The following is a 1,262-nucleotide window of genomic DNA, read 5'->3' as shown; positions in this document are numbered from 1 at the left end:
GAATGGGCGCAGCGCATCCGCTTCTACGGCGACGTGCGCGCCCGCTATCACGGCAGCTTCTTCCCGACCGGCAACGATCCGGGCCTGACCAATTTCAACGCCATCAACACCGGCTCACCCTACGACGTCTCCAACGCCAACCTCGCCAATTACCCGACGTACAACACCTATCAGAACCGCAACCAGGTGCGGCTGCGCGCCCGGCTCGGCATGGATGCCGACCTCACCAACGGCTTCGCGGCGGGCTTGCGGATCGCCACCGGCGAAAGCAACTCGCCGGTCTCGACCAACCAGACCCTGGGCGGCGGCGGCTCGAACTTCTCCAAATATTCGATCTGGCTCGATCGGGCGTTCCTGAAGTACCAGCTGCCGAACCAGGATGTGGTGGCGCAGGTCGGGCGTTTCGACAATCCGTTCTGGTCGCCGACCGATCTGGTCTGGTACCGCGAACTGGGCTTCGACGGCTTCGCCGTGCAGGCCAAGCAGGAAGTGGTGCCTGATATCACGGCGTTCGGCGTGATCGGTGCGTTCCCGATCTTCAACACCGATTTCAATGCCGGTATCACCAACGCGTCGAGCGAGACTGCGAAATTCCCCAGCCACGACAAGTGGATGTTCGGCGCCCAGGGCGGCTTCGCCATGCGGTTCGATCCGGTCAGCGAGTTCCGCTTCGGGGTCGCCTATTACGATTTCGAGAACGTGCAGGGACAGGCGTCCGAGCCTTGCATTATCGTCGCAAGTTCCGATGGCTGCAGCTCAGACCTGTCGCGGCCGCTATTTGCCCAGAAGGGCAACACCTACTGGGCGCTGCGCAACATCGCATCCGGCACCTGGAATAACTTCGGCCAGACGGCGCAATATCAGTATTTCGGGTTGGTGCAGAAATACCGGCCGTTGGTTGCGAGCGCATCGCTCGACCTCGGTGACTTCCATCCGTTCCACATCGTGCTCGATGGCGAGTTCGTCTGGAACTCGGCCTTCAATCGCGCGCTGACGGGTCCCGGCACCGGACTTAAGGATCTGCCCACCATTCCCGGCATCGCCCTCAACAACCGCGCCGGCACCGCGGACGGCTCGTTCGGCCCGTTCAACGGCGGCGACATCGGCTGGATGGCGCGCGTCACGGTCGGCAACAGGGAGATCAAGCACTTCGCCGACTGGAACGTGCATGTCGGCTACAAATACCTGGAGTCGGACGCGACGCTCGATGCCTTCGCCGATTCTGATTTCGGGCTCGGCGGCACCAACCTCAAGGGCTACTT

General features: G+C 62.4%; 1 protein-coding gene. It reads left to right on the top strand.

Features of this window, described 5'->3' with window-relative positions; genetic code table 11:
* Positions 1–1,262, top strand: a 1,262-nt coding sequence (locus OZ411_RS42850) for a putative porin (RefSeq protein WP_282532784.1), incomplete at both ends; no start/stop codon positions are given.

It is taken from the genome of Bradyrhizobium sp. Arg237L (assembly GCF_029990105.1).
Classification (GTDB): Bacteria; Pseudomonadota; Alphaproteobacteria; order Rhizobiales; family Xanthobacteraceae; genus Bradyrhizobium.
This window is presented reverse-complemented; position numbering and strand designations above follow the sequence as displayed.